General features: G+C 66.6%; 28 protein-coding genes. 8 read left to right on the top strand and 20 right to left on the bottom strand.

Features of this window, described 5'->3' with window-relative positions:
• Window positions 1-28 precede the first annotated feature (28 nt).
• The 3 genes from Rai3103_RS12285 to Rai3103_RS12275 form a co-directional block, all read right to left on the bottom strand.
• Window positions 29-709, bottom strand: coding sequence for a DedA family protein (locus Rai3103_RS12285; RefSeq protein WP_153572839.1), 681 nt, complete (start codon window positions 707-709; stop codon window positions 29-31).
• Between the two features lie 68 nt (window positions 710-777).
• Window positions 778-1,569, bottom strand: a complete 792-nt coding sequence (locus tag Rai3103_RS12280) for a L,D-transpeptidase (protein WP_228488894.1) — start codon at window positions 1,567-1,569, stop codon at window positions 778-780.
• A gap of 94 nt (window positions 1,570-1,663) precedes the next feature.
• Window positions 1,664-2,557: a 3-methyladenine DNA glycosylase gene (locus Rai3103_RS12275; RefSeq protein WP_228488893.1), complete on the bottom strand. Its 894-nt coding sequence runs from the start codon at window positions 2,555-2,557 to the stop codon at window positions 1,664-1,666.
• A 109-nt stretch (window positions 2,558-2,666) separates the two neighbouring features.
• On the opposite strand from Rai3103_RS12275, the gene Rai3103_RS12270 reads away from it, so the two are divergent.
• Complete coding sequence (locus tag Rai3103_RS12270) at window positions 2,667-3,446, top strand: histidine phosphatase family protein (RefSeq protein ID WP_153572838.1); 780 nt, start codon at window positions 2,667-2,669, stop codon at window positions 3,444-3,446.
• Complete coding sequence (locus Rai3103_RS12265; protein WP_153572837.1) at window positions 3,443-4,354, top strand: NAD(P)H-hydrate dehydratase; 912 nt, start codon at window positions 3,443-3,445, stop codon at window positions 4,352-4,354. Before Rai3103_RS12270 ends, Rai3103_RS12265 begins: the two co-directional genes overlap by 4 nt.
• On the opposite strand, the gene Rai3103_RS12260 is transcribed toward Rai3103_RS12265, so the two are convergent.
• The 4 genes from Rai3103_RS12260 to pdxR all read right to left on the bottom strand — a co-directional run bounded on the left by Rai3103_RS12260 (window position 4,335) and on the right by pdxR (window position 8,401).
• On the bottom strand, window positions 4,335-5,276 hold the full coding sequence (locus Rai3103_RS12260; protein WP_153572836.1) for a sucrase ferredoxin: 942 nt from the start codon (window positions 5,274-5,276) through the stop codon (window positions 4,335-4,337). The genes Rai3103_RS12265 and Rai3103_RS12260 overlap by 20 nt on opposite strands.
• Window positions 5,273-6,400, bottom strand: coding sequence for a cupin domain-containing protein (locus tag Rai3103_RS12255; protein WP_239022346.1), 1,128 nt, complete (start codon window positions 6,398-6,400; stop codon window positions 5,273-5,275). The genes Rai3103_RS12260 and Rai3103_RS12255 overlap by 4 nt, the downstream gene beginning before the upstream one ends.
• A 112-nt stretch (window positions 6,401-6,512) precedes the next feature.
• Window positions 6,513-6,812, bottom strand: coding sequence for a hypothetical protein (locus Rai3103_RS12250; protein ID WP_153572834.1), 300 nt, complete (start codon window positions 6,810-6,812; stop codon window positions 6,513-6,515).
• A gap of 137 nt (window positions 6,813-6,949) precedes the next feature.
• On the bottom strand, window positions 6,950-8,401 hold the full coding sequence (gene pdxR, locus Rai3103_RS12245) for a MocR-like pyridoxine biosynthesis transcription factor PdxR (RefSeq protein ID WP_153572833.1): 1,452 nt from the start codon (window positions 8,399-8,401) through the stop codon (window positions 6,950-6,952).
• A gap of 116 nt (window positions 8,402-8,517) precedes the next feature.
• Here pdxR and pdxS point away from each other — a divergent pair, with 116 nt between their 5' ends.
• Together pdxS and pdxT are read left to right on the top strand one after the other, a co-directional pair.
• A complete protein-coding gene (pdxS, locus tag Rai3103_RS12240; protein ID WP_153572832.1) occupies window positions 8,518-9,444 on the top strand; it encodes a pyridoxal 5'-phosphate synthase lyase subunit PdxS in 927 nt (308 codons plus the stop codon).
• Window positions 9,445-9,476: 32 nt separating this feature from the next.
• Window positions 9,477-10,052, top strand: a complete 576-nt coding sequence (gene pdxT, locus Rai3103_RS12235) for a pyridoxal 5'-phosphate synthase glutaminase subunit PdxT (RefSeq protein ID WP_422396004.1) — start codon at window positions 9,477-9,479, stop codon at window positions 10,050-10,052.
• A gap of 9 nt (window positions 10,053-10,061) precedes the next feature.
• Here the strand turns inward: pdxT and Rai3103_RS18580 are convergent, their stop codons facing one another.
• The 9 genes from Rai3103_RS18580 to Rai3103_RS12190 all read right to left on the bottom strand — a co-directional run bounded on the left by Rai3103_RS18580 (window position 10,062) and on the right by Rai3103_RS12190 (window position 17,672).
• Window positions 10,062-10,700: a prepilin peptidase gene (locus Rai3103_RS18580; RefSeq protein ID WP_228489341.1), complete on the bottom strand. Its 639-nt coding sequence runs from the start codon at window positions 10,698-10,700 to the stop codon at window positions 10,062-10,064.
• Window positions 10,700-11,596 (bottom strand): type II secretion system F family protein, encoded by an 897-nt coding sequence (locus Rai3103_RS12225; protein ID WP_153572829.1) that lies wholly within the window; start codon window positions 11,594-11,596, stop codon window positions 10,700-10,702. The genes Rai3103_RS18580 and Rai3103_RS12225 overlap by 1 nt, the downstream gene beginning before the upstream one ends.
• 8 nt (window positions 11,597-11,604) lie before the next feature.
• Complete coding sequence (locus Rai3103_RS12220; protein WP_153572828.1) at window positions 11,605-12,549, bottom strand: type II secretion system F family protein; 945 nt, start codon at window positions 12,547-12,549, stop codon at window positions 11,605-11,607.
• Between the two features lie 5 nt (window positions 12,550-12,554).
• Entirely contained in the window at window positions 12,555-13,838 is a 1,284-nt protein-coding gene (locus Rai3103_RS12215) for a TadA family conjugal transfer-associated ATPase (protein WP_153572827.1), read from the bottom strand.
• A gap of 193 nt (window positions 13,839-14,031) precedes the next feature.
• Complete coding sequence (locus Rai3103_RS12210) at window positions 14,032-15,219, bottom strand: CpaE/TadZ family protein (protein ID WP_153572826.1); 1,188 nt, start codon at window positions 15,217-15,219, stop codon at window positions 14,032-14,034.
• Entirely contained in the window at window positions 15,216-15,896 is a 681-nt protein-coding gene (gene cpaB / locus Rai3103_RS12205; RefSeq protein WP_194793119.1) for a Flp pilus assembly protein CpaB, read from the bottom strand. Before cpaB ends, Rai3103_RS12210 begins: the two co-directional genes overlap by 4 nt.
• Window positions 15,897-15,962: 66 nt before the next feature.
• On the bottom strand, window positions 15,963-17,000 hold the full coding sequence (locus Rai3103_RS12200; protein ID WP_153572824.1) for a pilus assembly protein TadG-related protein: 1,038 nt from the start codon (window positions 16,998-17,000) through the stop codon (window positions 15,963-15,965).
• A complete protein-coding gene (locus Rai3103_RS12195) occupies window positions 16,988-17,380 on the bottom strand; it encodes a TadE/TadG family type IV pilus assembly protein (protein ID WP_153572823.1) in 393 nt (130 codons plus the stop codon). The genes Rai3103_RS12200 and Rai3103_RS12195 overlap by 13 nt, the downstream gene beginning before the upstream one ends.
• Window positions 17,381-17,462: 82 nt before the next feature.
• On the bottom strand, window positions 17,463-17,672 hold the full coding sequence (locus Rai3103_RS12190; RefSeq protein WP_228488892.1) for a Flp family type IVb pilin: 210 nt from the start codon (window positions 17,670-17,672) through the stop codon (window positions 17,463-17,465).
• A 590-nt stretch (window positions 17,673-18,262) separates the two neighbouring features.
• On the opposite strand from Rai3103_RS12190, the gene Rai3103_RS12185 reads away from it, so the two are divergent.
• The gene (locus Rai3103_RS12185) at window positions 18,263-18,763 is read left to right on the top strand and encodes a methyltransferase family protein (RefSeq protein ID WP_194793117.1); all 501 of its coding nucleotides are present in this window, start codon (window positions 18,263-18,265) and stop codon (window positions 18,761-18,763) included.
• A 534-nt stretch (window positions 18,764-19,297) separates the two neighbouring features.
• On the opposite strand, the gene Rai3103_RS12180 is transcribed toward Rai3103_RS12185, so the two are convergent.
• Window positions 19,298-20,611 carry an ISL3 family transposase gene (locus tag Rai3103_RS12180; RefSeq protein WP_153573528.1) on the bottom strand — a complete coding sequence of 438 codons (1,314 nt, stop codon included), beginning with the start codon at window positions 20,609-20,611 and terminating at the stop codon, window positions 19,298-19,300.
• 794 nt (window positions 20,612-21,405) lie between these two features.
• Here Rai3103_RS12180 and Rai3103_RS12175 point away from each other — a divergent pair.
• Both Rai3103_RS12175 and Rai3103_RS12170 read left to right on the top strand, forming a co-directional pair.
• Entirely contained in the window at window positions 21,406-22,017 is a 612-nt protein-coding gene (locus Rai3103_RS12175; RefSeq protein WP_194793116.1) for a vWA domain-containing protein, read from the top strand.
• Window positions 22,018-22,049: 32 nt separating this feature from the next.
• Window positions 22,050-22,922: a hypothetical protein gene (locus Rai3103_RS12170; RefSeq protein ID WP_153572820.1), complete on the top strand. Its 873-nt coding sequence runs from the start codon at window positions 22,050-22,052 to the stop codon at window positions 22,920-22,922.
• A gap of 6 nt (window positions 22,923-22,928) precedes the next feature.
• Here the strand turns inward: Rai3103_RS12170 and Rai3103_RS18575 are convergent, their stop codons facing one another.
• Window positions 22,929-23,060 carry a hypothetical protein gene (locus tag Rai3103_RS18575; protein WP_277872972.1) on the bottom strand — a complete coding sequence of 44 codons (132 nt, stop codon included), beginning with the start codon at window positions 23,058-23,060 and terminating at the stop codon, window positions 22,929-22,931.
• 298 nt (window positions 23,061-23,358) lie between these two features.
• Here Rai3103_RS18575 and Rai3103_RS12165 point away from each other — a divergent pair, with 298 nt between their 5' ends.
• A complete protein-coding gene (locus Rai3103_RS12165; RefSeq protein WP_153572819.1) occupies window positions 23,359-24,186 on the top strand; it encodes an SDR family oxidoreductase in 828 nt (275 codons plus the stop codon).
• Between the two features lie 60 nt (window positions 24,187-24,246).
• Here Rai3103_RS12165 and Rai3103_RS12160 read toward each other — a convergent pair whose 3' ends face one another.
• Window positions 24,247-25,179, bottom strand: a complete 933-nt coding sequence (locus Rai3103_RS12160; protein ID WP_228488891.1) for an SDR family oxidoreductase — start codon at window positions 25,177-25,179, stop codon at window positions 24,247-24,249.
• 180 nt (window positions 25,180-25,359) lie between these two features.
• Complete coding sequence (locus Rai3103_RS12155; RefSeq protein ID WP_153572818.1) at window positions 25,360-25,815, bottom strand: hypothetical protein; 456 nt, start codon at window positions 25,813-25,815, stop codon at window positions 25,360-25,362.
• Window positions 25,816-26,233: the final 418 nt, after the last annotated feature.

Below are 26,233 nucleotides of genomic sequence, written 5' to 3'. Positions count from 1 at the left end.
CGAGGACGCGATCCGGCCCGAGTCGCCGTCAGCGGGACTCGGGGGTCTCCTCCGGCGAATCCTGCGGCCTCTGCGCGGCGCCGGGCGCGGACCTGCGGCGTACGGATCGGCGGATCAGCCAGACGGTGACGCCGATCAGGCCCAGTGCCAGGAGCACGTACGCGACGGTGGAGAAGCGGTCCATCCAGTCGGTTACGACGTGCCAGTTGTCCCCCAGCAGGTAGCCCGCGACAACGAGGGCGGAGTTCCAGAGCAGGCTGCCGAGCAGGGTGAACGCCCCGAAGGTGAGGGGTGGCATCCGGTCGATGCCGGCCGGGATCGAGATGAGGGATCGTACGCCGGGGACGAGCCGCCCGACCAGCACGGCGATCGACCCGTAGCGGGTGAACCAGTCGATCGACGCGTCGACGTCTCGGGCGTCGACCAGCGGCATCCGCTCGGCGATCCGGCGCAGCCGATCCGCGCCGATGGCCGCGCCGAGTCCGTAGAGGAGCACCGCGCCGAGGAGTGACCCGGCGGTGGCCCAGAGGATGGCCTCGACCACTCCGTACGGTGCGTCGGGTCGGGCCGCGGTGAAGCCCGCCAGTGGAAGGATCACCTCGCTGGGGATCGGCGGGAACACGTTCTCGAGCAGGATCGCCAGGAAGACCCCCGGGCCCCCCACGGAGTCCATCAGGCCGGTGATCCATCCGATGATGCGCGTACCCATGCGGGTGATGTCCTCCGTGTGCTCGGTCCGGGGGTGGGGCCGGGCGGCCCAGGGGATGACGGGCGACGTCAGTAGACGACGACGCGCGTGGTACCGACCTCGACCTGGTCGAAGATGGCGGCCAGGGCCGCCTTGTCGCGGACGTTCACACAGCCGTGCGAGTTGCCGGCATACCCGCGGGCAGCGAAGTCGGAGGAGAAATGGACGGCCTCGCCGCCGGAGAAGAACATGGCGTACGGCATATCGGAGCCGTAGAGGTTGGAGGTCCACTCGGCCTCCTTGCGGAAGACCAGGAAGTTGCCCTCGCGGGTACGCCGCTCCGGGTCACTCTCCAGGCCGAACCGCACATCGACCGTACGGATGATCTGACCGTCCTTCATGAACCAGAGCTTCCGGGCGCTCTTCGACACGCACATCACGGTGCCGTAGCCGCAGCGAGGGTCGGTGTCCGGGGCCGCCTGGATGGCGCTGGCGGAGGCCCTCGCCAGGTCTGCCTTCGCCTGGTCCGCTCGCGCCTTGTCGGCCCTCGCCTTGTCAGCTCGCGCCTTGTCGGCCCTCGCCTTGTCAGCCTCGGCCTGCTTGGCCGCGGCAGCGGCGTTGGCGGCGGCGTCCATGGTCGCCTCGGTGCTGGGCGTCGGCCTGGGGGTGGCCCTGAATGCCACCGCCGACAGGGGCGTCGCGGAGCGGGTGGCCTCGGGTGTGGTCGAGGGCGTGGCGCTCGGGGAGGCCTCCGAACCGACGAGCTGCTGCTCCGCCAGGGGGGCGGGGACGGCGTCCCTGACCGCGGGGGCACAGCCCGTCACCGCGACTGCTGTCACGAGCGCAAGGCCCGTCGCGATCGCGGCCCCGACGTTCCTCATCGCTTCCCCCACCCCTGGTCGACGTCCGTCCGAGGCCCCAGCATACGAGGACCAGGCCCATAGCAGCCGGCACCATGCCGGGCAAGACCTGAGGTCAGTTCGACAGCGGGTCCACAGCCTGCGGGGTGAGCAGGCCGTCGACCGCGGTGAGGAGGCGGCGGCGCAGGGGCTCGGCTCGCTGCTGGAAAGCACGCTGTGCGGTGACGTACGTCGCCCGGCCCGCCGCGGTCTCGACCGGCACCGGCGCGATGCCGAAGCCGCTCACGTCATACGGGGAGGCGGCCATGTCGAGGTCACGGATGGCGCGGGCGAGTTCGAAGCACTCGAACACGAGCCCGGAGTCGACCAGCGGGGACAGCTTGTAGGCGATCCGGTAGAGATCCATGTTCGCGTGCAGACAACCCGGCTGTTCGTAGGCGAGTTGGTCCTCGCGGGTCAGCGCACGGTCGTTGAGCGGGCGGCCGCTGGGCGTGAAGAACCGGTAGGCGTCGACGTGGGTGCAGCGGGCCCCGAGCTCCTCGACGACACGATCGGTCTCCCGCTGTCCCAGACGCAGCGGCAGCGGATGGCGCCGCTCGCCTGCGCCATGGACCATCGCCCATTCATGCATGCCGAAGCAGCCGTACCGCCCGGGCCGTGACATGACCGCGGTGAGCAGGTCACGCGACCGACGGACGGTCGAGGCCCGGCGCTCCAGCACGGCCGCACTGTCGAGGGCGACCCCTCCCTCGACGCGGTGGTAGTCCGGCCGGGTCAGGACGTCGGAAGCGTTCCCGGCGAGGACGACGCCATGGCCCGGATGCCAGCGCCGCAGGTCGGCCGGCCGGAAGCGGTAGTACTGCCACAGGAAGTCGTCGACAGGGTGGGCGATGCCTCGTTCGGCACGCCACCGATGGCCGGCGACACGTTCGTCGACCCGCATCTCATGGACCTCGACCCGAGAGCGCCACTCGTCCTCGGGCAGGACGATCAGGGGCACGACGGGCACGTCGCCAGTCTAGAGCGGGCGACGTTTGGGACGGTGCCGATGTGGGCAGAGGGTGCTTGCGTGGAAGTGCGCCCACAACGACAGCCCGTACGGGCGAGGAAGGAGCACCATGTCCGACCCGACCGATACCCCACCCCTGTCCGCCGGTCGATTGCGTGCCCCCGAGCGGCTGGTGCTGGTCCGCCACGGCGAGAGTGTCGGCAACGTCGCCGACCGTCGGGCGGGCGCCGCCGGACTGGGCCAGTTGGACCTGGCCACACGCGATCCGGACACTCCGCTCTCCGACAACGGGCGGGCACAGGCCGAGGCCCTCGGCGCCTACTTCGCGGCCCTGCCGCGCGCGGAGCGACCCGACGCGGTGTTGTCCTCCCCCTACCTGCGGGCCCGGACCACCGCCGAGATCTGCCTCGCCGCGGCCGGGATGACGGAACTGCTGGCGGTGGACGAGCGGCTGCGGGAGCGCGACCTGGGCAGCTGGGAGGGCTACACCCACAAGGGCATCACCGAGAAGTTCCCGGAGGAGGCCGCACGCCGGGCCCGGACCGGCAAGTTCTACTACCGCCCACCCGGCGGGGAGAGCTGGACCGACGTGGCACTGCGCGTGCGTAGCGTGCTCGGCGACATCCGCGCCGAGTACCACGACGCCAACGTCTGGGTGTTCTCCCACCAGGCCGTGATCATGTCCTTCCGGCTGGTGATCGAGGGCCTGCAGGAAGCCTCGCTGCTGGAGATCGACTCCACCGTCCCGTTGCCGAACTGCTCGCTGACCACCTACGTACGCGAGGAGGGCGGAACGCTGGAGCTGGAGTCGTACGCCGACAGCGGCCCGATCGAGCGCTCCCCCGCCACGTCCACGCGCGAGCCGGCAGCCGGGATGGCGCCCGGGTGAGCGCGACCCATGACACCGAGCAGGGAGGCACCGTCGAGGCACCCCAGGTGGTCACGTCCGGTCTGCTGCGTCGGTGGCCGCTGCCCTTCAGCGACGGCGACAAGGACAGCCAGGGGCGCGTGCTGGTCGTCGGCGGCAGCGTCGCCACTCCCGGTGCCGTCCGATTGGCTGGTGAGGCGGCCTTCCGGGCGGGTGCCGGCAAGGTCCGCATTCTCACCGCCCACCAGGTGGCACCGACGATGGCCGTCACCTTTCCCGAGGCGTACGTGCTGGGGCTGCCCACGAACGCGGACGGCAATCTCTCCGTCGAGGGAGCGCAGCGGATCATCGAGGAGGCCGGGCGGGTCGACGCAGTGCTGTTCGGTCCCGGGATGAACGACGTGGACGCGGCCGTGGCGTTGGCCGGCGCGGTGATCCCGGCGCTGCAGGGGACGCTGTGTCTCGACGCGTTGGGCATGGCGTACGTGACCGAGAACGGCGACGCGGTGGCCCATCTGGCCGGGCGGGCCGTCCTCTCCCCCAACGCCAACGAGCTCTCCTTCACGCTGGGTCTCGACGGCGAGCGGCCCACCGACCTCGCCGCGGCGACCGGCCAGCTGGCAGCACGAACGGGTGCGGTCGTGGTATCGGGGGCCGCCACCTCCTACGTGGTCACCCCCGAAGGCCGAGCCTGGGCCGATGACTCCGGTGGCCCGAGCATGGCGGTGGCCGGCAGCGGGGACGTGAAGTCCGGGATCATCACCGGCCTGCTGGCCCGGGGCGCGGACCCGAAGCAGGCCGCCGTCTGGGCGGCGTACGTACACGGCCGATGCGGCGAACGGCTGGCCTCGGCGTACGGGCGGCGCGGCTACCTGGCGCACGAGTTGCTGGCGGTGGTGCCACAGGTGGTCACCGAACTGGAGGCCTGACCCAGCGTTCCGCCGCCTCCTCGGACGTCAGGCGCTCCACGGCGTCGACGACGGGCAGCGCCATCGGCGACGGCCGGACGGCATCACAGGTGAGTAGGTGTGGCGGGGTGAGTTCGGTGTGGCCGGTGACCCGGACACGGCCGATCGAGGTGACCCGCAGGTGGACACTCCACCGCGCCGCGTCTCCGGACTGGCGGGCGGCCACGACGTCAGACCACGCCAGCGGCCCCCAGCGCTCATGGACGGCGACGACGGCCGCCTGCGTGGCAGGGGTCATGCCGGTGGGACCACGCAGGTGGGCAGGGTCGACCCGCCCGGCCAGATGCGCTGCGACAACAGGACCCACGTCGGACGCGTCGAGGCCGCCGTAGCAGGCGCCGTCGGGCAGGACGATCAGGTTGCCGGCGAAACGGTCACCGCCGGTGTGGGTGCATTCCCACGTCGCGTCGGGCCACTGCTCGGCGGCCGCTGCGGCGACCGGACGACCCCGGACCGCGCAGCAGCGGTCCTTGCGGCCGTGCGTGCAGACCAACAGCAACGGACCCTCCTCACTCCCGGAGCCACCGGGGTGGGGGTGCGGAGCTGCCGCCAGCAGGCTGCGCGCGGCGAGGAGCAGGTCATCGTCGCCGCCCTGCGCGCCCCAGCGGATCCGAGGCGTCGAGGCGGAATCGACGATGCCCCACAAGGACGGCTGTTCCTGGTGGCGACCGGGCCGACGGATCAGCATCAGCCGAGCGCCGGCGGCGGCGAGCATCTCGCGCAGCACGGCCTTCGTGTCCGGGTCGGCGTGCAGGCCCTGCCAGGCGTCGACATCCCAGTCGCCCGTCTTAGTGACGAGGAACCAGCGCCGGGCCGGCGGAGCCGTACCCACCCACCGGTCGCCGCGCCGACGGGCGGCGTCAGAGCACGGAGCCTCGCTCACGGCAGCACCTCAAGGAGCCCTTGGCGGACCAGGTCGGCGACGGCACTGATGCCCCCGCCGTGTCCGGCCTCCCGCGCGGTCAGCTCCCGGCCCTCGAGGAGCCGCTGCAGCACCGCAGCCGCGTCGGCCTCGAGGCGTACGACGCCGATCCGGCTGGTGACGAGCGTGCCGTCATCGGTGTCCTCGAGGCGCACCAGGAGGTGACGCCGCAGCCGTACGCGCGAGGTGGGCGCCAGCGTATCCGCGGCGTCGAGCTGTGCCAGCGGGGGCAGGGCGTCGGCCCGCTGGGCGTCGCGGGCCTGTTCGGCGAGGGTGTCCAGGACGGCATCGGCGTCGAGCGTACGCACGGCGTCGAGGAGCACCTCGCGAAGACGCTCCACCTCGGGACGCAGCGCCTCGCCCTCGCCGGGGTCGATCCCTACCGGCAGGCTCGTGCGGACGCGTGGGTCATCGTGCAGGCGGCGGCCCGTCGCCGTCAGCAGTGCCGACGTGACGTGCTGGCCGGTCCAGGGGTGGATGCCGATGGTCAGGTGGACGCTCGTCCCTCCGCAGGCCCGGGCGGAGTGGATGAAGCCACGGGGGAGGTAGAGCACGTCGCCGGGGCGGAGGACCGTGTCCAGCAGCGGTGCGGCGCTAGAGGCCTCGCGCACCCGTCCGGCGCGATCGTTCCAGGGCTCGTCGCGCTGGGGGCGGTCCAGCACCGGCGGGTGGATGACCCAGTGCTTGGTCCCGTGGATCTGCAGTACGAAGACGTCGTGGACGTCGTAATGGGCCTCGAACCCGCGGTTGTCTGCAGGAGTGATGTAGCTGTTGACCTGGGTGGGGTGGCCGAGCTCGGCCGCCAGGTCCTGCGCGAATCGGGCCACCGGCTCCCAGGTCCGGTGCAATGCCTGCAGCACGATGCTGGTGCCGTCGGCGAACAACCGCCGCACCTTGTCCGGATCGACCTGATCGGCGATCCCCGCCCCAACGCCCCCACGCGCCGTGAACGCGGACTCCGGCACCGTGGTGCCCTGTTTGGCCATCCGCAGGAAGGGTGTGCGCAGCCCCCGGTGGGTGAGCAGTTCGTCGGCCGCCGCGACGTCGAAGAGGTCCGCGAACGTGTCACCGGAGCGTTCCTCCACGGTGGCGAGCAGCGGCGCGCGTCCCCAGAACCGCTCGGCGAAGACCGCTCCTCCGGAGGGGACGAGACGGTCGAGCGCCGAACGGGAGGGATCCGACGAACGCGCGGGGCGTTCAGTGGTCAGCGTGCGCCGCCGTCCGCGCCACCATCAGCGCCGCCGTCCGCGCCACCATCAGCGCCGCCGTCCGCGCCACCATCAGCACCACCGTCAGCGCCACCATCAGCACCACCATCGCCGCCGGAGTCGGCACCACCGTCGGCCCCGCCGTCACCGCCTCGCGATGCTCCGGCATCGGAATCCGCCCCGCCGTCTCCGTGTCCCTGGCCTGCACCCCACTGGCCGACTGCGCCGCCGAGGTCCGCGCCCCCGTCGGCACCACCGTCGCCGCCGGCGTCGGCACCGGAGTCGGCACCGCCGTCTCCGCGCCGCGTGGTCGGGTCCTGCTCCAGGGGATCGTTCTCTGCTGTCACGACTACTCCTTCGGGTCCGGGCACCGGCCGAGGGCGGCCGGCATTCTCGTCCTTCCAGTCTCATCAGATGTGAGTTGGCTCACAAGGTTTCCGGGATGTCGCTTCGCCGATGAGTCGGGGCGACCGGATCGGGAGTCGTGGCGAGCACGTCCTCGAGGATCGTGAGGCCGCGCGCCAGCGGGGCTTCGTCGACGGCGCCGTAGCCGAGGACGACGCCGGTGCTGTGCGGGGTGCCCGACCATCCATCGGCCAGGTCCCCCAACAGCAGGCCACGCTCGGCACAGCCGGCCAGGACGGCCGCGGCGACCTCGGGGGGGCGCTCGACCACCAGCATCCGCCCCTGGTCCACCGCACCGGGTATCCGCTCCAGGACCTCGGCGACCAGTCGATGCGTGGCGGCCAGCCGCCGCCGGGAGCGCTGCAGTCGGCGCCGCAGTCCCCCGTCGTCGAGGTAGTGAGCCACCGCGCGTTGCAGAATCGGCGCCACCGGGCAGCCGAGGTCCTGTCTGATCCTCGTCACCGGCCCGACCAACGACTCGGGCAGCAGCAGGTACCCGGTGCCGACGTCGCGCGACAGCACGGCGGAGAACGTGGCCAGGTGGACCACCGGCGCCCCCGGCGACAGCCCGTAGAGGGCCGGAGGCGGGGAGCCGACGTAACGGAACTCGCTGTCATAGTCGTCCTCGACCACCAAGGTGCCGGTGGTGGAGGCCCAGTCCAACAGTTCCGTCCGCCGGGTGGCGGGCATCGCGGAGCCGTACGGGTATTGGTGGTTCGGCGTCACCAGGACAACACCGGGCACGTCGTCGGCCGTCGGCACCACCAGGCCCGAGCCGTCCACCGGCAGCGGCACGGTGGCCACACCAAGCCTGGCCAGGGTCCGCCGGAGCCCAGGGAAGCCTGGATCCTCCACCCCGACCCGCAACGGCCCGGATCGACCGTCTGCCACGAGCCCGGCCAACAGCAGGGCCAGGCCTTCTCGAGAGCCTGCCGTCACCACCACCTGCGCGGGATCGACCAGCAGGCCGCGCATGAGGCGAAGATGTTCGGCCACCGCGCGACGCAGGACCGGGTCCCCCGTCGGGTCGATGGTGCGCTGATCGGGCAACCGCTCGGTGTCGGCAGCCCTGCGCCAGGCCGATCGCCAGGCGGGGTCGACCAGCGGACTGTTGCTGTCGTGACCTGGCACCAGGTCGAGGTCGGTGCCGGGTGCGGGGTCTTCTGCGCGCGACTGCCCGGCGCCCTCACGCGGTGCGGGGACGGTCGCCCGCAAGCGGGGGTTGACCAGCATCCCGGACCGGGGCCGCGACAGCAGGTAGCCCTCCGCCACGAGTTGGTCGTACGCCGCCTCCACGGTCCCCCGGGAGACGCCGAGTGTCTGGGCCAGGGCGCGACTGGAGGGCATCGGTTCGCCGGGGCGCAGCGTGCCTGCGCCGACATCCCGGCGGACCCCCGCGGCGATCTGGGCCGGTAGGTTCAGGGCCGAGGCGGGGTCGAGCGCGAGGCTCCAGTCCCGCACCGTACGTTCCATGACCGCCAGCCTAGCAACTGGCCCACTGAACTTACTATGAACTGGCTCTGTTGTGGGCCAGATGCGTACGGAATCATGGGGCACCGTACGTAGACCGCTCGATCCGACGAGGACCCATGACTGACACGCTCTCCCCGACCGTCCCCACCACGGGCGCCCCGACCCTCGACGACCGCGTCGCGGTCAACACCGGACTCGCCCGGATGCTCAAGGGTGGCGTCATCATGGACGTCGTCACGCCCGAGCAGGCGAAGATCGCCGAGGAGGCCGGCGCCGTCGCGGTGATGGCTCTGGAGCGGGTCCCTGCCGACATCCGCGCCCAGGGTGGCGTGGCCCGGATGAGCGACCCGGACCTGATCGAGGGCATCATCGAGGCCGTCTCCATCCCGGTGATGGCCAAGGCCCGGATCGGCCACTTCGTCGAGGCCCAGGTGCTCGAGGCGCTCAAGGTCGACTACATCGACGAGTCCGAGGTTCTCTCCCCCGCCGACTTCGTGAACCACATCGACAAGACCCAGTTCAGCGTCCCCTTCGTCTGCGGCGCGACCAACCTCGGTGAGGCGCTGCGCCGGATCACCGAGGGCGCCTCGATGATCCGCTCCAAGGGCGAGGCCGGCACCGGTGACGTGTCCGAGGCGATGAAGCACCTGCGCACCATCAAGGGCGAGATCCGCGGCCTCGGCGCCAAGTCCGACGACGAGCTCTACGTCGCGGCCAAGGAGCTGCAGGCGCCGTACGAGCTGGTCCGCCAGGTCGCCCGCGAGGGCAAGCTCCCGGTCGTGCTCTTCGTCGCCGGCGGCATCGCCACCCCGGCCGACGCCGCGATGATGATGCAGCTCGGCGCCGATGGCGTCTTCGTCGGCTCGGGCATCTTCAAGTCCGGCAACCCGGCCAAGCGTGCCGCGGCCATCGTCCGCGCGACCACCCACTTCAACGACCCCCAGGTGATCGCCGACGCCTCCCGCGGGCTCGGTGAGGCCATGGTCGGCATCAACGTCGCCGACGTCCCGGCGCCGCACCGGCTCGCGGAGCGTGGCTGGTGACGTTGATCGGCGTCATTGCACTGCAAGGGGCGGTGAGCGAGCACGTCGCAATGCTCACCGCCCTCGGCGCATCCGTCCGCGAGGTCCGTACGCCGGACCAACTGGAGGGCGTCGACGGGGTTGTCCTGCCGGGCGGTGAGAGCACCGCGATGGCCCGCGCCGCGGCGAAGGTGGGGCTGTTCGAGGAGCTGGCGGCGCGGCGGGCGGCGGGGCTCCCGATCTTCGGCACCTGCGCGGGGCTGATCCTGCTCAGCGAGCGGGTCGAGGACGGCGCGGCACTGGACGGGTTTGCGACCGTCGGTGGGCTGGACATCACGGCGCGGCGCAATGCGTTCGGCGGTCAGTTGGCGTCGTTCACCGAGGATCTTTCGGTGGCCGGGATGGATGGACCTGCCTTCCCGGCCGTTTTCATCCGGGCACCTCAGGTGGTCGAGTTGGGGCCGGACGTTGAGGTGCTGGCGCGGACCGGTGGCGACGGGCCGGTGGTGGCCGTACGTCAGGGGAACCTGTTGGCGACGTCGTTCCATCCGGAACTGACGGCGGATGTTCGGCTGCACCGGTACTTCAGAGCGATGGTCCGCAGTTCCCAGCCGCCGGTCGATGTCTAAGGTCAGCGATCAAAGCAACCATAAGGCGGCTATCCACGCCCCAGCGGCCATCATGGGGCCGTAGGGGTACTCGGTCTTACGTCCACCCTTGCGGGAGATGATGACCGCCAAACCGACAACTCCGCCGAGGATCGCCGCCAGCAACGTCCCCCAGACCACATACAGCCAACCGAACCAACCCAGCCACGTCCCGAGCAGGCCGGCGAACTTCACGTCGCCGAGATAGATCCCGCTTGGGAAGACCAAGGCATTGATCAGGTAAAAGATCAACAGGGCGAGACCCATGAGGAGCGCCCAGCCCAACCTGACCCACTGACCGGCCCCCGCAGCCGCCATCACCAGCAGCCCTAGGAAGGCGGGATAGGCCCACACCATGACGGGGTCTGGCAGGCGCATCACGGCGAGATCGCAGCAAACCAACAGGGCGCAAACGACGCCGAGGGTCCAGAAAGCGGGAACCTCCCACCAACTGCCAGCCCGGGTCGCAGCGGCACCCGCTAGCAGACTGGCCACGAGACCGACAACCCAGCCCACTAACCAACTGCTGGTGGAGTCACAGACGCGACGGCCCCAACCGGACAGGAACCAGCCAGCGAGCGAGGCCACTGAAGCGGTCCCGATATAAGCAAGGAGCGGCAAGGGACCCATCACTTGTTGAAGGCGGCCAGAATGTTCAACATGACAGGGCCTAGGACCACGATGAAGATCGTCGGCATGATGCAGAACACCAGTGGAAAAGTCACTTTGACTGGGATCCGCTGTGCCTTCTCCTCCGCCTTCTGTCGACGCACGAGCCGCATCTCATCGGCCTGGGTCCTAAGCACGTCAGTCAGGGCTAGGCCGCTCTGCTCGGCCTGGATGATGGTTCGGATAAACCGGCGCAACTCCGGAACCTTGGTCCGGTCAGCCAACGACAAATAAGCCTCCCTGCGGGGTTGACCGACCTGCATGTCTTGCACCGTGCGTTGCAGTTCCCCGGCCAGCACGCCATCACTATTCCGAGCCACGCGCACAAGCGCCGCCTCGAAGCCCAGCCCGGCCTCGACAGCAATGCTCATTTGGTCCAGAATGTCGGCAAGCTCGCGGCCGATCTTCTCTCTGCGAGACGCGCCGATCCCATGGAGCCGAATCTCGGGAGCGGCATAGACCAAGACCACAAAGGCGATGGCCACGATGAACGTGCGGCCGGTAGGCATACGAATCACAGTCAAGAGCGCCAGCACTGCGACGACGAGTGTGGTCCACACTTTGAGGGCCACAACGCGGTCAAGTGGCCATTCGGCCGGCCGTCCTGCCTCCGAGAGCAGGCGGTCCAAAAGCTTGAGTTCCCCGCGGGGTACCCAGCGGGCCCCCGAGAGACGGTGTCGGTCTCGGTTCGACAACCCTTCGGACATCTTGAGTTCGTCGACCTCGGCGCGACGACCCAAGCTGAGGTTCCTCAGGGTCCGCGATCGGGTTGGGTCTGGACCGGCAATCACCAGGTAGCTCAGCAGTCCGAGCCCCGAGCAGGCGGCGACGATCGTCAACATCAATACCGGATTCATACTGTCTCCTAGTACTTCACCGAGGTGGCGGCTCGAAGCCATACGCCGCCGATAACCAGCAGAACCACACCTGCAGCTATCATCAGCCAACCGAGAGGGTCATGGATAAGAGAATCGAAGTAGTGCGGGTTGGTCAGAGAGACAAGAAGGAACATTCCGAAAGGTAGAGCCATCAGCACCCACCCGGACATTTTCCCTTCGGCGCTAAGGGCATCCACTTGGCGACGTAATGCACCGCGCTGACGCATTGTCTCGGCGATGCCATCGAGAACGTCAGCGAGATTACCACCGACCTCGCGGTTGATGGATATGGCTTGCGCCACCCAAGAGAAGTCTGTACTCTGCATCCGGTCCGCCACAGCTTCCAGGGCACTGTTCATCGGTCGACCCACCCGCAATTCATTGCCGACGCGAACGAACTCGCCCTGAGCCGGCTCATCCGCCTCCTGAGCCAGTACCTGCATAGCCTGTGGTAATGAGGTGCCAGCTCGGAGGTTGGCTGCCAGCGTCTGTAAGATTTCATCGAGCTGATTGGAAAAGGCAGCACGCCTGCGAGACACCTGAAAAGAAACTCCGAGGCGAGCCACAACTGGGACGATCAACGCCAGCAGCAGGCCAATGACGAAATTGGCAGCGACCAGTCCTGCGGCAAGTGCGAGGACGGAGGCGCTCAGGACTAGGAGGACGAAGTCCCGGGGGTCGGACCGGACTCCTGCCAGGTACAACATCTCCTGGAGTCCGTCGCCGCGCCCAGCCATGAGACGACCGACGCCCCGGGTGGCGGCTGCAGTCAGCCGGGCCAGCAGTCCGGGTGGTGGCGGTACGTCAGGCCGACGGCGCGACATGGGCAGGTCGTAACGTCGAGGAGCCAACGCTGCAAAGGCTAGGGCTATAGCCGCGATAAGCAGGCTGATTCCCATCCACATGATGGCGGGAGAGTCGAAGAGTGACATGGCGCCTATCGGGGTGAGTAGCCGCCGAAGACGGCGGAAGGGAGAGCGATGCCGAGCTCGTCGAACCGGTCCATAAACCGTGGGCGTACGCCGGTGGGCTTAAGGTGCCCGCGGAATCGTCCGTCACGATCCACGCCTGCAGCGTAGTCGAACTCGAAAATGTCCTGTAACGTGATCGTCTGGCCTTCCATACCGAGCACCTCGGTCACGTTCACGACTCGGCGGGTGCCGTCACGCAGCCGTCCGAGATGAACGATCAGGTCGACCGCCGAAGACACCTGCTCGCGGATGGCCCGCAGAGGCAACTCGATGCCAGCCATCAACACCAGGGTCTCGAGGCGGGCGAGCGTGTCACGCGGCGAATTAGAGTGCACGGTAGATAGTGAACCGTCGTGGCCGGTGTTCATAGCTTGGAGCATGTCGAGGGCCTCGGCGTCACGAACCTCGCCGACGACGATCCTATCGGGCCGCATACGCAGAGAGTTGCGCACGAGATCCCGGATACTGACTGCGCCCCGACCTTCGGTGTTGGCGTTACGCGCCTCGAGGCGTACCACGTGTCGCTGCTGGAGCTGCAGTTCGACAGTGTCCTCAATTGTGATTATCCGCTCGTCGTTAGGAATGAACGACGACAAGACATTAAGCATGGTCGTCTTACCAGTACCAGTGCCGCCCGAGACGAGAATATTGAGTCGTGCACGGACACAGGCCTCCAACAGTTCAGCCGTTTCAGGGATGAGAGTACCCAGCCCGATCATGTCCGGCACCGTCAGCACCTCTGTGGAGAACTTCCGGATCGTCAAAGTTGGGCCGCTGACAGCCAGTGGCGGAACGATTGCGTTGACACGTGAACCGTCCGCCAGGCGGGCATCGACCAGAGGAGTTGCCTCGTCAATGTGGCGTCCAACCCTGGAGACGATCCGGTCGATTACCCGACGCAGAGCCAATTCGTTCTCGAATGTGACGTCGGCAGGGGCCAGTCGCCCCGCCCGTTCGATGTAGATGTTGTCGGGGCCATTGACCATGATTTCGGTGACGGTGTCGTCAGCCAAGAACGGCTCCAGGATCCCGAGACCCAGCACTTGGGCTTGGACCTCATCGATTACCCGGCGACGTTCGACAACTGTCAACGGTGTACCTGACGACTCGATGATCGTATTCAGTTCGTTGCGAACCAGCGTCCGGAGTGTTTGCTCGTCCAGACTCGAGTCACTCAGCCGCGCGCCAAGGCGCTCGTACAGCGTGTCGGCCGCAGCTGATTTCAGGGCGGCGAGTGGGTCCGGTCCCATGGCTCGCTGGGGCGGATGGGTTATCGGGGAAAGTCCAGAAAGCCCCGAGCGGGTGTTCGTGGGATAGGCAGCGCAATCGGAACTTCCGGTGCCACGAAAGCGGCGGCATCCGCGGCCACGACGGGTTCAGATTCGGATGGGGCGCGTCCCTCCACAGACGAACTATGGTTTGCTGCGAGCCGATCTGAGAGTCTCATGCCCTACTACCCCAACGTCTCGTGTGCTTCGAGCTCGTAGCCTCTTCCACTCCCACGACAAGGTCGACGAGGAACTGAAGCTGCTTGGAAGCCTGGTCACGCCCGTTACCCTGCAGCAGTGGAATGCCCTGGTTCACCGACAAAGGAACCTCCTTGGCCACCGGAAGGGACACACTAACGGCTTCACCGATGTTGGCCTCGACGTCTTTGACCGTGATGCCACGGTGGGGATCTGTGAAGTTGAGGACCACATGGTGCGAGATCATAAGGTCGACCTGACGCAGAGTGTCCATCTCCTTCCGCAGCCCGCGGACGCCGGGAACGTCGAGGCTGGTGACCAGCACCAGATCGCTCGAGTTGTCGAGCGCCGTGAGCGTGTGCTCGCTGAGTCCGGGAGCGGTGTCGACGACCACGTACTGGAAGGCACCAGCGAGGGTGTGCAGTAGGACGCCGACCTCGCGGGCGCCCACGGCCTCGGCGTCACCGGGCGATTCCGATCCCGGGATCACGAAGAGCCCGGTCGAGTGCTGGGTGAGCAGGCTCTTCAAAGAGAGCGGATCTGTCGCAGTATGGCCCCGGGTGGCGTCTACCAATGTGTACTGAGGTGCCAGCCCCAAGGCCGTGGCCACGTCCCCGTACTGGACATCAAGGTCGACCAGAACAGTCGACTGCGCGAAGCGCCGGGCTAGGCCAACGGCTAGGTTTGTGGCAACCGTAGTCTTGCCGACGCCTCCCTTGGGTGAGGTGACGGTAATTACGCGCCCGAGGGTGGTTTGTTGCGCTGGGGCGCCGACCCTTTCGCCACGCTCGGCGAGGGCTCGTTGTCCAGCGAAGCTCTCGGCTCGGGACAGCGAGATTCGCCATTCCGGAATGGACGCGAAGGCGGAGACCACGTCCGTGGCACCGGCCTTAAGGGCCGAAAAACCAATCTGTTCCGGCACGTCCGAGGCCAAGACCACGACGATGCCGGCCTCGGTGCAGCGGCTGGTCAGACGCAGTGCCGCCTCCGAGTCGGGACGTGCGTCGAGCACGACGATCGGACGTTCCGGGTCACGCCCTAGCAATTCGGCACAATGGGACGGCATCGGGGTGGCCGGGCGTGTGGCGACGTCAGCAGCCCCTGTCGCGTAGGCGACATTCCGGGCGAGGTCAGGTGTGTTGGTGACCACAAGAAAGCGGCTCATCGGGCAAAGTTATCCGGGTTGACGACGCTCGAGCCCGCAGTATCGGTCGCCTTGTTCTGCAGGGACATCCACACCTTACCGTTCTCGGCGGCCCAAACGAGCCGCTCCGCGTCGTGGGTGTTCAGCGCTACAGTGATCATGATATTCACCTCCGAGGCCGAGCTAGACTGTGCCGCGGATGCCGACCCTGCGGCTGGAGTGGACGCCTGCAACTGTGCACCTCCTTGGACCCTAGTGACCAGCACCCCGTTCAACCCGAGCTTGGTCGTCTTCGCCTGATTGTCGGTCAGGAATATGCCGACCTTGTCTCCGGGCGTTGGTCGGCCACCGTAGACACGCTGACTGGTCAGGAGCACAGTAACCTCTTGCATACCGGCTGGCACCTGAGCGGACTGAAGGTTGGCTTGATCCACGAACCGCGAGCTAAGGACCTGTTCACCGGGAACGAGATCTACCGCTGAGACGCGCTTGCCGAGTTCGCTGACGGCGGAGACTGCGCCCTGAGCCTTGGCTGAGTGCGGAATTTGCTTCACTTGCACAGCATTGCCCAGCGCATCCGCCGCCGTGCCCTTGGCGACCGGTTGCACGACAACCAACACGGACTCCGGTTGCAGTGTGCGAAGGGCGCGCCTATCCGCCCCACCGACGTAGGCGATCAGGACGACCAGGGCGATCACAGTGAGGACGCCCGCGACGACTGCGGCTGTTATGCGACGTTTCGTCATACTCAGATCTCTTTGTTCCTACTGGATGAGGGCAACTTGATCGGTCCCCATGTCAGGGCCAGGTGGGTTGGTGCTCGACGAGTCAAGCGAAGCGAATCCCACGAACTTCCCGACGATCCTGGGACCCTGAGGGGAATCCTTGGCGCTCGTGCAATTGCCGCCGACGTTCCATTCCTCGGTATTCGGGCTGAAGCAATAACCCGTCACCAAGAAGCTCGCTAGGCCATAAATCTGATACTTGCCGTTGTTTCCATTGGTACATTGACCTTTGTCGACGCCGGTGGTGGCACGGTTGCAGTCCGAAAATACGGGGACCTGGACGATGGCGTTTTGCAGTTTCGTGGGATCGAAGCACGAAGGCGGAGCCAGACCGGGAGACACAGGCACCGTCCCACCGGCACTGACGGCCGCCTCACAGGTAATGGGGTCCACGCCGAGCCAGCCGAAACCACCCGAGACGTCGTTGGCAGCCATGTTCGCTGGAGGGACACACATTGTCGAGGCGTTGTCGGAGGTGATGGCCGTGGTCGCAGAGCTGCTGGTCTTGTAGTACAGAACCATCTCCGTACCCGACTCGCCAGGATCCCCCATCACGGTGCCGGACTGCTGGTAGAACGAGCAAAGGGACAGCGCCAGCGGCAGCACAGTGCCGGACGTCATCGTCCGCCATTTAGCCGTCGCCGCAGCAGCAACATCGGCCGTGTTGATACCCAAGACTGGTGCGAACCAGAGGCTGCGAGTCGAGAAATCGCGGACGGTAACGGTACCTGCAGAGGTGTCGAGGGTAGTGACCTCACCAGCCGCATTTGCGTCAAGCTTGTTTGCCTTGGCGTATTCGTCCGCCGTCGTTGTGTAAGCACCACAATCGCCCTTTGCGCAGCTCTGAGCAATCGCCAAGGACCCCGCGTCCGCGCCGTTCTGGAGCTGTTTCTTGTCGCTCCAAAGGGCCCCGCCATCGATGGCCAGCGCTGTAAAACTGGCCAGGACGACCATGGTGATTGCCACCAGGATGGCCGTCGCCCCGCGATCAGACGCTTGCCCCCTCAGCCACCGCATCTCATGACTCCCTTGCCCCCGAGTGTGACTCCAGTCGGGGCGACGGTCGCCAACCAACCGGTGAGGCCCACGTAAGGGTGGTTGATGGTCACCACGACTTGTCCGGCCGCTCCCGTAGGACAGGTCGCGGCGATGCCAATCTCCTCAGTCGGGTTGGCAAAGACTACGACAGGAACTGCCGCATTCACTGCTACCATTCGGGCCTGATCAGGGTTGTTGTGGATCGCCATGTCCCTGGCGGCCTCGCGTGCCGCCCCAGCAATCGTAGCCTGAGCCAGGAAGGCGAACCCGAACTCGATGGTCCCCAGGATCAAAGCCATCAGGATCGGCGCCAAGAGTGCGAACTCGACCACTTCAGCACCGCGATCTGACTTACGCATGAACCCCCATACCGTCGCGCCAGCAAGTGAGTAGGAGCGGACGGCGCCGCCGTCCGCTCCTAGAGACCGAGCACTCGACGGCTCAGCCGGCGACGATGCCAAGCTTGGCAGCGAGGCCGTTAAAGAAGGTGTTAACCTGATTACCGAAGGCCGTAACGCCGACAATAACAGCGAGAGCGATCAGCCCGACCAGCAGAGCGTACTCGACAAGCGTGGCGCCCTTGTCGTTGTCCTCGTGGCGTTGCTTGAGCATGAACAGCGTGGTGGTCATGAATGCGGCGAACTTCGTCATTAAGATACCCTCTCTGGTTCCGGGTCGAGAGCTCGACCCCCCGTGCGGCTCTCCCCCGGATGGGGGTTCGGACTCACTCTTGCGCGCCCAACGGGCTCCTGTCAAACAGCTGTGCTCAACCTCACCCTGCCGTGACTGTCAGCCGCCGTTCACAGATTTGATCATCAGTCACACAGGTTCGCGAGTGCTACCCTGCCGTCATCACGAAGGCGTCGTAAGAATGAGGCATGAGGTGTGGCTCGGGCCAGCGTCTCGCTCGTCGACCTGTAGCCATCCGCCTCGGAAGGTCTGCGTTCCTACGGATGCCACTGGTCCGCTCGTCTCATGCCGGCAGGGAGCTTTCGAGGGCGACTGATTGGTGATTGAACAAGCTCGGCAGGACGCCACTCCAACAAGGTGTGTCTTCTTAGAAAGGCCGTCACCCAATGGCGCTACGGGAATCCTTGAGATCGATGGACCTAGAACGGATCGCCTTAACCCCGATCTTCTCAGGCATGATTGTTATTTCTGCCCGTAACCTCTTGACTCAAGGGAGCGCTTCGCTTCACACAGGGGGCATCGTCAAAGTTCTCACAATGCTATATGGGGGCATGCTAGTCGCCTTCTATGTGTTGTTTGTGGCATTGCTGCTCACGCGAAGTGATGCCAAGGCGGCGAGCCCAGAGATCCTGCCACGGATCGCCGCCTATGCGGGGACGTTCGCCCCCTTCCTGCTTGCATTCGCTGAAAGTATGACGGTTCCGCCAAGTCTGTCGGTGATCGCGGTGTCCATTCAGGCCCTGGGGCTTGGCTTCACGCTTTACTCGCTGGCCGCCTTACGCAGGAACTTCGGCGTTGCTCCTCAAGTTCGCACGCTGGTACGGAAGGGCCCGTATCGATATATTCGGCATCCCCTCTACGTCGGTGAGACTGTCGTTTTGATCGGCGCCGTTTTGATGGGGCCGTCGTGGCAGAAGATGGCGATCCTGATAATGATTGTGACTCTCCAGATGTATCGCGCCATTCAGGAGGAGCGTCTGATTTCAGCACACCTTCCAGAGTACGCAGAGTATATGACATGGACGAAGAGATTCGTTCCCGGCCTGTTCTGATTCTGGAATCCGCTCCCCTCTTTGCGATTACTCACTTGCTCGACCTGGCCGCTCATTCTGCGGAAGCTTCATCCGGGAATATGACGCGCAATCTTTGCCAAACCGTTCCTCCTTGAAGACATGCGATACTCACAGTTCGGTAGTTCTCAAGCACATTCTTATGAACTTGCCAAAGCCGCTTGACGAGTCAATACCAAGCCCCCGCGTGGTCGTGGATGCGATGGTTAGACGGAACCTCGCAGCGCAAGCTGCGTGAGTTCTTGGGCACTGTGCGGCCGGCCCTGACTTCCGACGTTGCCGTGAATCGCCGAGGCCGAGACGGGTATTCATTCAGGATAAACGACCGTCGTGCTCGCGCGGTCCTGGCGGGCATGTGGTACGCACCAATGGAACCCCGAGCCCCCGGACTTCATTTTCACCGAAGCCGTGTCGTAGTCTTGGCCTGCACGACCAGCCTGAGGCGATCGACGAGACTGTTGCCGCTGACCGTGCCCGTCGGCCATTGGCCTCGTCGGGTGGCCGCTTAGGGGCTCTTCACAAAAGAGAGTGGAGTCGGGGTCTGAAGCCCCCGGTGTCGAGCAGTGCTCGTAGCCGGTAGTGGACAAGGTTCCGGAAGCCGAGGGCGGTGCCGCGTAGGTGTTCCAGTCGGCCGTTGATCGCCTCCGTCGGCCCGTTCGAGGTGCCGGGATGGTCGAAGTAGGCCAAGATGTCGGTGCGGCGGCGTTTCAGTGTCCGTCCCAGCGTGATCACCTCACCCAACGCCTTCGGGACCCCGTGGGAGATCGAGGCGATCAGCGCTGTCATCATCTGCTTGCCGTCGGCCCGTGACGGCTGTCGGTAGGCCTCGATCACCCGCTGGTAGACGCCCCAGGTGGCCTCGACGGCGACGTGGGCGTCGTCGGCGAACACCGCTCCGATCCGGGCAATCTGCCTGTCGGTGAGCAGGCCGGCGCTGGTCCGCAACGCCCGGCGGATGCCGTAGAGCGGGTCACCCGACCGGCCCCGATGCCCGCGGGTGGCCTGCTGGATCCGCTGTCTGGTCTGGTCGAGCTTGTCTCCGGCGAGGGCGACGACGTGGAAGGGGTCCATCACCTCCGCCGCGTCGGGCAGTTCCTCGACAGCGGCGGTCTTGAAGCCAGTGAACCCGTCCATCGCGACGACCTCCACCCGGGCGCGGAACGCTGCGGTCTGGTCGGCGAGCCAGGCCTTGAACACCTTCTTCGAACGTCCCTCGACCATGTCGAGGAGGCGCGCCGGGCCCGTGTGGTCACGGATCGGGGTCAGGTCGATGATCACCGTGACGTAGCGCTCGCCGTGGCGGGTGTGGCGCCACACGTGCTCATCGACCCCGATCACCTCCACCCCGCCCAGACGGGCAGGGTCGGCGATCAACAGCTGGCGGCCTGCGGCGAGGACGGCCTTGTTCGCGGTGTTCCACGCCACGCCCAGCGCCTGGGCGATCCGGGCGACCGACATCCGATCGATCACCAACGCGCGCAAGGCCCACGTCACCGCGTCACGCGACAGCTTCGCCCGCGCCGAGGCGGCCGGCCGCAGGTCCTGGCGCCACACCTTGCGGCACTGCGAGCACCGGTAGCGGCGCACCCGCACGTGCAGGATCGTCGGCCACCAGCCGAACGGGACATGCGCCAGTCGGCGGGTCACCATGTCGCGGGCAGTCCCGCGTTGCCCGCACGCGGGACACACGTCACCGGGCGCGACGACGTGGCAGACCAGAACGGTGTGGTCGGGAGCGACCTGCTGGCCGACCACCGTCAGGCCGAGACGATCGAGGCGGCAGAACTCGTCCAGGCAAGGAGTGGACAGGGGTGACGTAGGCTGGGACATACGGGCCTTGGGCTTGGCGATGACGGCGTAGAGAACCTCCATCTTCCAACCCAGGGCCCTTCTTCACGCCCATGTCCCAGAGTCGGCCCCAGTTCAGTGCGCACCTACACCCTCAACTGCGAAGAGCCCGCTTAGGCCGCGGTCGCGGCGAATTCGTACCTCGCGCTGCGGGCCACAAAGAGAGAGTTGATGAGCTGTACGGAATTTCGGTGGACATGGATGTTCCCAACCGAAAGTGCAGAATGATGCTGCTTCTGTCGTTCGACCGGGGAGAACCGATTGGAACCCCCTCGAGCCTTCCGTGAGGAACCGGGTCGGGGCAGTGATCGACTGCATACCTCAGGGTGGTTATCCCGTGATCGACTGCGGCCGTTCCCACCGGACCTGGTCAATGGGTCGGCCAGCCCAGCCGCGAGACCCCCAGTTCGTTTCCTTACCCAGACCCCACCCGGGGCGTGGGCGGCAACCGCAGCGATCAACCGCGCACACCCGTTGGGTCCGCCGAGGCCCTATGTGCGCGGGCGCGCCGGTGACGGTGTCCAGTACCGCCGGGTCGATGGTGTCCCTGTCCGAGGCAGGACCGATGACGTACTCGTAGTCATCTGAAAGCATCGACCTGGAGGTTGTCCTGGACTCACATCGGAGCGCCAAGGTCGCCGCGAGCGGACAGGTCGCGTATGTCCGCGGCGGACCAGCGGTTTGAAACCGGCCCAGAATTCGACCGTCGCCGACAGGCGGCTCCCCCTCGGCCTGCTAGCCTGCCGCCAACGTCGGTTTGTCAGGGGGTACGGAGCATGAGACGTCAGGCACAGCGACGTCGGATCGCCCGATCGATCACGGCCGCCCTCCTCCTGCCGCTGCTGGTGGCCGTGGTGCTCTTCGGCCCCATTCCAGCTTTGGCGGCGCCCGAGCAGTCATCCCTCCAGGACGTGTTGACCGCCCTGTCGGTGAAACAGGAGCCCGCCGACTACGTCGTGATCGTGGACACTTCCGCGTCCATGACGGACCAAGGTCGTTACCAGCGCGTACGGTCTGGACTCTCGGACATGGTCAAGGCTCTCGGCCCAGACGATCGAGTCGCCCTCATCACCTTCGACTCGACGCCCCAGGTCCGACGATCGCTCACCGCTCTGGGATCCGACAGGCAGGGCAGCATATCCTCGCTGCCAGCCGCCCCCACAGGTCAGGCCACGGACATCGGTGCTGCCCTCGCCACCGCCCTCGATGTCATGGAGCGGGGAGAGATCAAGAAGCGGGGCGCAGTGCTGCTCTTCACGGACGGCCAGATAGACACCAATCCGTCGTCTCCGTATGCAACGGTCAACTCATCCGGCTGGGGGCCACTGAAGCAACGAGCTGTCAAGCTGCAGGACAGTCACGACATCGCCCCCTGGCGATCGCGCTGACATCGAACACCGATGCCGCCGTTCTCAAGCAGGTGTTCTCCAACGTCAAGGACGTGTCATCGTCCGAGCTGGGCACCTTCCTGCCACAGGTATCGACAGATGTAATGAAGGCGGCCGCCGTCAGCCAATTGCAGGACCATCTCGCAGAGTCGGTCAACGTGTCTATCGACCAGCCCCTGGAACTCTCCAGTGGCTCCGCGACACTGACCCTTCACAACGCCAACAATGTTGTACCCGTCCAGGTGACGGATCTGGCCATCACGTCGGAGCCCAATCCAGCCGTCACAGTTACCGGTGTCCCAGGATCCCTCGACATTCCCGCCGGTGGAACCGTTAAGGCGGACGTGCAGTTGAGCGCTTCCGCACAGCTTCGTGGCATAGTCTCCCTGCAGGTCATGGGGAAGGTCGGCAGCCCCTGGCAGCACGTGATCACGAATGATCTGGGACTTACATGGAAGGCAGATGTCAAGCCTTCCCGCCTGAGTCTCACCGTCTCCCCCAATGCCACCGCGGAGGCCGGAGCGGTCATGGATAGCCCGCTCGTTCGCGTGGGCGGCATCGGGGTCGTCGTGATGGTGCTGATCGGCGGCGCATGGGGAGGCTGGCTGGCAACCCGCCCGCGCATGACAGGCACACTCTCGCTCCTGCGAAATGGCGCGGTGGTCGACGAGCGCTTGCTCAGCGGCCGCAAGTCGTCCTTGAATCTTGGCGACGGCTTGGCATCGATCGGTCTGCTTCCTGCCAAGGGGGCCGACGGGCAGATGGGAGTCTCCGTGCGCGCCTCGTCTGGAGTGGAGCGGGCAACGGGGACGCTGTTCGAGGGGGACGTGCTTTCTGTTGGTGAGTTAACGATCACGTACACAACGGACCGTACCCGAATGCTGCAGCTCATCGGGACCGACTGATTCTCGTCACCTCGGTTCGCTGTTCGGCCCCGCGAGATTGTCGAATCTCACGCCCGTATCCCTGGCCTGCGCGAGCAGCAAGGCCAAGCCGGTCTGATCGATGATCGCCCCGGGCACGGGATCGATTGCCGCCGACATCGATCATTTCCTCCGGTCTGCTCCGGTCGGGTCCGACATGGCCATCTCCTCTCTGATCAGACCGGGCCCCTACACACAGTTATTCTGACAGTCTCTTTCATCGCAATGGCGATCTACCCATTCCTTCACAGGTCGCCCTCTGCAGCTTCATCGTGTGCTCAAGAACTTGGGCGCCCCGTGGGAAGGCTTGAGATGCGGGGGTCACGTGGGCCGATTGCCGACCGCAGGGGTTCCGCGGGGCACTATGAATGGTGAGAGGGAGCCGTCGCCACGCTGATCCACAGGCAAGGGAGATGCCATGACCGAGACACTCGCCGGGCGTACGCTCCTGATGTCGGGCGGCAGCCGTGGCATCGGCCTCGCCATCGCCCTCCGCGCCGCTCAAGACGGCGCCAATATCGCCCTGCTGGCCAAGACCGACCGACCGCACCCTCGCCTCGAGGGCACGATCCAGACCGCTGCCGCTGCCATCCGGGACGCGGGCGGCCGAGCCCTGCCGATCGTCGGGGACGTACGTAACGACGAGGCGATCGCCCGAGCCGTGGACGCGACGGTCACCGAGTTCGGCGGCATCGACATCGTCATCAACAACGCCAGCGCCATTGACCTGTCCGGCTCGCTCGAGCTCAACCCCAAGCGCTACGACCTGATGCAGGACATCAACGTCCGCGGTACCTTCCAACTCTCCCGTGCCGCACTCCCCCACTTGCTGAAGGCCGAGCACCCCCAGATCCTCAGCCTCTCCCCACCACTCAACCTCAGCCCACACTGGCTCGGCGCCTATCCCGGCTACATGATCTCCAAGTACGGCATGACCCTCGCCACGCTCGGACTGGCTGCCGAGTTCGAGCACGCCGGAGTGAGAGCCAACTGCCTGTGGCCGCGCACGACCATCCGCACGGCCGCCGTGGCCAACCTGCTGGGTGGCGATGAGGTACTGCGGCACAGCCGGACACCGGACATCTATGCCGACGCCGCCTACCTCGTTCTCACCGATCCGCTCCGCCAGACCGGCCGGACGCTGCTGGTCGAGGACGTGCTGGCCGAGGCAGGGATCACCGATCTGTCCCGCTACTCCCCCGGCGTCGCCGAGGAGGACCTTGTCCCGGACGCCTTCCTCGACTGACAACACGGCCACAGCCGCGACACGCTGACGGCCCTGACGCCGCAGGGTCTCACAGAGACGTCAGCGCTGAACCGTGTGCCCCAGACCGGTCAGGAACCTGGCTATCGCGTCCTCGGGCGTCGGCACATGCTCGAAGACCTCCCCCTGCCGGGTCGTGTCGGCCACATACCTCCCCGACCCGAACCACTCGACCATCGCCCTCATGTCCGCATCCATGGACCGGAAACGCTCGTCCCCGACCCCGCTGCCGGGCGTACGACCAGCATCGGGAGCACCACCGACCTCGATCTGCCGCCCGAGGAGGTCGGAGGCGATCCGGGCGACCTCCTCGACGGTGACCGGCCTGGTCCAGCCGATGTCGATTCGCTCCCCCTCCACCCCGGGAACGTCGACGGCCTCCGCCAGATAGCGGGCCAGGTCGGCGATGAGGACGTACGTCATCGGCGTCGAGACCGGCCCCATCGGCGCCAACCGACCGGACGCGAACGGATCCCCGCCGTAACGGGTGAAGTTGTCCAGGAACGCTCCCGGCCGCAGCGCGACGAACGGCACGCCGCGGGATTCCAGCGCGTCCTCGGCCAGCTTCTTGTGCCAGAAGTGGGGGACGTCCGGTGTCTGGTCGCAGGTCAGGATGCTGGTCTGCACGAACCGGCGGACCCCTGTCCGAGCAGCGGCCTCGGCCAGGTTCGCCTGGCCGACGGTGTCGACCTCGAGCGCGTTCGGAAGCCGGCGGGTGTAGCCGGCCGCCGTCGTCACCACTGCGTCCACTCCGGTCATCGCCGCCACCAGTGACTCGAGGTCCAGCATGTCGCCGCGGGCGATCCGGACACCGAGCGCCTCCAGGGTGCTGGCATCGGTCGTCGGCCGTACGAGCGCCCGGAGGGTCGTGTCCCGGGTCAACAGGGCACGGACAACCTTGCCGCCGACGTCGCCGGTCGCCCCGACGACCAGGACCGTCCGATCGTCCCCCATGAGGGGCTGCTTCTGGGTCATTGCTGATCCCTTCCTTGTCACCGATGCGGAGGCCGGGCGCGTCAGTGTCGGTGACTCTGCTCACCATTGTCCTGCCCGATCATGGTGGGGGTCATCGACGCGGAGCCCGACGCGAAGGGGCCGGCCATTGGTCTCGAGAACGAGACCAGTTGGCCGACCCAGGGGATGGGGCACTGCGGATCAGGAGACCAGGTGGACCTGCGGCAATCCGGCACCGTTGAGATACAGGTCGTACGACACGCTGAGGATGCGCACTTGCTGATTACCAGTGCACTTGAGCGTGGTGAGCGGGGACACCGTGAAGGAGCCGGTCACCTGGCCGTTGCGCACGGGGAAGGTCCCCGACGCGTTGACGCTGGTGGTGTCGCTCTTGGGAACCCCATTCACAGGGTTACCGCTCTTGGTGAAGCACTGGGCCGTCGCGGTGACGGTGCCGGTGAGGGTGAAGTCGGCGTACTGGGCGTTGCCCAGTCCCGCCGCCTTCCAGGCGACGACGAGACTGTTGCCGCTGACCGTGGCAGTCGGTCCCTTGACGTAGTGCGGGCTGTCCGCGTAAGCGGCCGTCGCGGAGAAGCTGAGCGTCGCGACCAGGGCGACGAAGAGTGAGGTGAGGAGCTTGATGAACTTCTTGGACATGGGAGTTTCCAACCGGACCCGCGCGATGATGCCGCCCTACGGATGCCTCTGACACGGGACGACATCGGAGAAAACGTCGCGGAACTCTGGGTTCCGCCGGAGCAGGGGGAATGCCTGACGAGCAGGACCCTCGACGCCGGGACCCCCCAAGCGTCTCGGTGACGACGGCATGCCGGCTCGCAACTGCGGTGGACACGTTGGCCCGTGATCGGTGGGCCCCGAGGCTGATCGGCGATACAGGCGCTCGGCGACGCCGCCGGCCCTGAAGCAGGTCCTGAGGACGTCATCCCGACCCCCCACCGTCGAGAAACCACACACCAACTGCACGCGGAGGAACGGCCGGACAACCGGCCATACACGCTGTTCCTGAGAATTAGGTTAGGCTACCCTTCCTTCTCGGTCAAGAGACCACCGGCGT

This window comes from Raineyella fluvialis (genome assembly GCF_009646095.1).
Taxonomy (GTDB): Bacteria; Actinomycetota; Actinomycetes; order Propionibacteriales; family Propionibacteriaceae; genus Raineyella; species Raineyella fluvialis.
This window is presented reverse-complemented; position numbering and strand designations above follow the sequence as displayed.